The organism is Chitinophaga sp., assembly GCF_035564935.1.
Lineage (GTDB): Bacteria > Bacteroidota > Bacteroidia > Chitinophagales > Chitinophagaceae > Chitinophaga.
The window spans coordinates 1-4,310 of sequence record NZ_DATMTE010000699.1 but is presented as its reverse complement, the minus strand read 5'-3'; the positions used below and the strand labels follow the sequence as shown (position 1 = coordinate 4,310).

The 4,310-nt window shown below is 48.3% G+C and carries 4 protein-coding genes; 2 read left to right on the top strand and 2 right to left on the bottom strand.

Annotated elements, in window-relative coordinates; all coding sequences use genetic code 11:
- Positions 1 to 33: 33 nt before the first annotated feature.
- Positions 34 to 381 (bottom strand): DUF4907 domain-containing protein, encoded by a 348-nt coding sequence (locus tag VN105_RS18035; protein ID WP_325642923.1) that lies wholly within the window; start codon positions 379 to 381, stop codon positions 34 to 36.
- Positions 374 to 1,372: a Kelch repeat-containing protein gene (locus VN105_RS18030; RefSeq protein ID WP_325642922.1), complete on the bottom strand. Its 999-nt coding sequence runs from the start codon at positions 1,370 to 1,372 to the stop codon at positions 374 to 376. The genes VN105_RS18035 and VN105_RS18030 overlap by 8 nt, the downstream gene beginning before the upstream one ends.
- A 247-nt stretch (positions 1,373 to 1,619) precedes the next feature.
- On the opposite strand from VN105_RS18030, the gene VN105_RS18025 reads away from it, so the two are divergent.
- Positions 1,620 to 2,954: a DUF4270 family protein gene (locus VN105_RS18025; protein WP_325642921.1), complete on the top strand. Its 1,335-nt coding sequence runs from the start codon at positions 1,620 to 1,622 to the stop codon at positions 2,952 to 2,954.
- Between the two features lie 9 nt (positions 2,955 to 2,963).
- Positions 2,964 to 4,193 carry a hypothetical protein gene (locus VN105_RS18020; RefSeq protein ID WP_325642920.1) on the top strand — a complete coding sequence of 410 codons (1,230 nt, stop codon included), beginning with the start codon at positions 2,964 to 2,966 and terminating at the stop codon, positions 4,191 to 4,193.
- Positions 4,194 to 4,310 lie beyond the last annotated feature (117 nt).

Below are 4,310 nucleotides of genomic sequence, written 5' to 3'. Positions count from 1 at the left end.
ATCAGTTTAATCCTGAGTCAGACAAAATCCGCGTTACTGCGCTTCTGTTATCTGCATATCCCTTAGCTCCTGCGGAGATACGGATGGTATTTTGTTCTGTGTTAGTTTCGCTGCCACAAACTGCCCTACACGCATAGCATGCTCCTTTGAACTGAACACATGATTGCCGGGGATACTGGGAATTGCATCCTGGTAGATGTAGGTATGACCGTCTACATTTACCCTATATCCCCATCCATTATTTATTTGGAAGGGTACCACCACTACCGGCACCATATCCGCACCGGGGCGCGGTGTTGTTTGCCGGTATGATTTTCTTATTACAAAAGCCAGCACAATTACGGCTATACCGGCTACGATAATGATATTACGCTTAGTCATTTTTATTGTATTCTGCAGTAGGATTAAATTCCCAAAGGTCGTCGAGCGACAGGCTGGAGCTGGCGCCCAATCCAACGAAGCCTCGGTCTTTCAGGCTAAAGCCAACCGCGCCTGAGCGGGCAGCGCCTTCAAAGTCGGTTTTCTGCACCCAGCGGTCGGTGCCCGGTGTATATTCCCATACGGCGGCAGAGTAACTGCCTTTGATACCCGAAACGATATATCCCTTGCCCTGCATGGAGAAAGCTGCAGCCGAGCTGCCTGCGAAGTTGTAGTCATCGTCGAAGCTGTCGTCGTTTACATTGGCAATCGGGTTGAGGGTGGTCCAGGTGGTACCGTCAAATGCGTAGAAGTCCGTTACATTAGCAGCGTTGGCAGTACCCATACAAACGTAGGCTTTGTTGGCGATCACAAAAACAGAAGCATCCGTTCTTTTCCCGCTGTTCATGCTTTCTACCTGGGTCCATGCGTCGGCATCCGGAGCAGTGGGATCAAATTTCCAGTTATCTTTTAACCAATTACCATCATATCCTGTGGTGATAAAACCTTTATCGTTCAGCGCAAAAGCCACAGCGCCGTAACGGGCGGTACCTTTAAAGTTTGCTTTCTTCGTCCAGGTTTTGGCCACCGGGTCATATTCGTAAAAGTCATTCAGTTTATTTAATCCGTCATAGCCGGTACCCACATAACCTTTACCGGCCATGGCCATGCCAACGGCGCCATTCCTGGCTACACCAGGGAAGGAGGCTACCTGTGTCCACTGGTTCTGATCCACATCGTATACCCAGAAGTCCTGTAATCTTTCAGTGCCGTCATAGCCGGTGCCTACGTAGGCTTTATTATCAATTACAAAGGAAGCCGCCGAACTCCTGGCCACGCCTTCGTATTGTGAACGCTTCATCCAGTTCCCCACCAGCGTAGTAGTATCTGAACTTTTCGAACAGGCCGCCAGGGAAGCCATCAATAATAAACTAAAACCTTTTAAATATCGCATTAGCATGTTCTTTTTACTAGCGCCAAAATTATCCGCAGGAGCATTCCGGCAAACAGGAAATAGCTGTTCCCCTGTTTTTAGCGGACGGATACCGTTATTTCATCTACCAGTTGGTTTCTTTCGCCTCAAATGCTTGTTCCTGCGCTATCGGCGGCATAAAGGATATATTTCGTTATTCATCGATGAATTTTGGCCATTGGCATATTAAAGGAACTGAAAGTATCGATCCTGTCTAAAATTGCGCACCATGAACAATACCATGTATCACTTATTTTTCAGGCGCGCAGCCCGGGGCCTGTACCGGTACCTTCCCGCACTTTTACTGGCGATGGCGGTTTCTTCCTGCCAAAAAACCGGGTTTACCTATAATAATATTGTAGATAATAATCAGAATACAGATTATATCCTGTCTGATACGCTCACCGTAAATATAAAAACGGTGCAGCAGGACTCCGTGCCTACTTCCGGAACCGAGGTGCTGCTGGCCGGTAAAAGAACCGACCCGCTGTTTGGCACTGCTGCCATTCAATCTTATTTCCAGATAGCGCAGCCCGCCGCAGTAGATATCCCGGTGAATGGCTCCGCATATGATTCCATGGTATTGATCATGCGTCCTAACGGGTATATGGCCGGCGACTCCACTATTCCGCAGGAATTTCAGGTATACCGTGTTACCTCTACCATACAAACTGCCAAAAACTTTTACTACCTGTATAACAACAGCAGCTTCTCTACAGAAAGTACGCCGATAGGCAGCTTCAGCGGCGTTATCCGCCCGCTTACCGATAAAACCGTTACCGTACATATGTCCGATCAGCTGGGCAGCCAGTTATTTAACATGCTGCGCGACAAAAGCCCGGACATCACTGCCAATAATACTTTCCTGGAATTTTTTAAAGGGCTGAATGTAAGGGGCAGCGCCAACAGTAAGGCTGTTACCGGGTTTTCCGCTACCGACAGCACCCTCGTGATGCGGCTATACTATCACATCAACGAAATTATTACCACGGTAAAATATGTGGATTTCAAAATGCAGGCGTCTAACCTGCAATTCAACCAGGTAGTGGCCGATCATACCGGCACGCCACTGGCGCCGCTTACAGGGAGCGTTAAAGAACTTCCTTCCGCCAGCACCGGTAACCGGGTTTTCACTCAGCCTGTAACCGGGTCGGCTACACGAATAGATATCCCTTACATCAAAAACCTCGTGTACATGGGCCAGTTCTTTAAAATAATGAAGGTATACATGACGCTCAAACCTGTACTGGGCACTTATACAGATAACCGCCTGCCGCCAAGAATGGCATTGTGCGAAGTAAATAAGCTCAATGAAGTAACGGACACCCTCACTTACGGGCAACTGACGATAGACAAACTGTATGATAAAAACACCAACTACACCTTTGATCTTACCAACTATGTAATCAAAGAACAAACTGCCAGCAGCACAGACTCGCGCGGACTGCTGCTTACACCAAGCGCCACAGACAGCAGAACTACGCTGGACAGGCTGGTAACCGGCGATCAGCAAAACACCGACAATAAACTTACAATACAGTTATACTACCTGTTGTATAAATAAAGGATACTCATGCGAATAAAAATATATAGCGGATTAATCATACTCCTGTTGTGCACGGCCTCTGTAAAAGCGCAACACGGCCTCAATTCCATTTACTCCGCCTATGGCATAGGCGACCTGGAATCGAGGGATTACAGCCGCAATTTCGGGTTGGGAAGCACCGGCATCGGCCGCAGGCATTCCGGCTATCTCAACGAACTTAATCCTGCCTCCTACAGCGCACTTCCTCCGCAGAATTTTATGTTTGATGTGTCATTGAAAGCACAACAGATCAATTACAGCGGCAATAATATTTCACAAAACGCCGGCGACATCAACTTCAAGCGGCTGGCACTCGGCTTTAAAGCCGCCAAATGGTGGGGCATAGGTGCAGGCATTACCCCCTTCAGCACTATCGATTACAAACTGGAAAACCAGCAGTTCGTAACCGGTACCGGTACACCGGTAACCGCCACCACCACCGGCACCGGCGGTTTTAACAGGGCTTACATCTCCAACGGTTTCCAGCTCAGTAAGAACTTCTCCGTGGGCGTGTCTACCGCTTTTTTATTCGGCCCGCTGAACACCACGCAATATGTTGGTTCGGATTCCTTACAAACACAACATAACCAATACGGGTTCAAACCTAACTTTACCGCAGGTGCGCAATACACCGGCAAAGTGAGCAAGGACTGGCAACTTGGACTGGGCGCCACCTACCGCTTCGAAACAACCATGAAGCTCCAGGAAAAACTGAATATCGTGAACCAGGATGGCACCTCGTTATACCAGAAAGACCAGGATCCCTCCTTCTTTACCCTGCCGGCTGAATATGGCGCCGGGCTGAGTCTTACCAACGGTACCATTACCTGGGTGGCCGATTACCGGCACTCCCTGTGGAACTCACTGAATCAAAAAGGCCCCACGTACCGTTACCAGGATGGTGAAAGATATTCTACCGGTGTGGAATACACGATAAAGCGGCAATACTATAACCAAAGCTTTGAAGGGGCGGTTTTGCAGGCAGGTTTCTCTTACAACAAAACCCCGCTTGTAGTAGGCAGCACACAAATCACAGATATTTCCGGCACACTGGGCGTATCGCTTCCCAATAAAAACGGGCAGCTCAGGTATTATGTGGGCCTCGAAGCCGGGCAACGCGGCAAGGAAGGAACCGCACTGGTGAAGGAAACTTATGTGAATGCCGTATTTAACTTCAGCTTAAGGGATATCTGGTTCTTCAAACGCCTCGCGCAATAAATAGCTGCAGGGATCGCCTTCGGCGATACACGGATTTTGTCTGACTCAGGATTAAACTGATTAAACTGATTACCTTGATTTGATTTTTGGGATTTTATTGATTAAAAGATTTGGGGA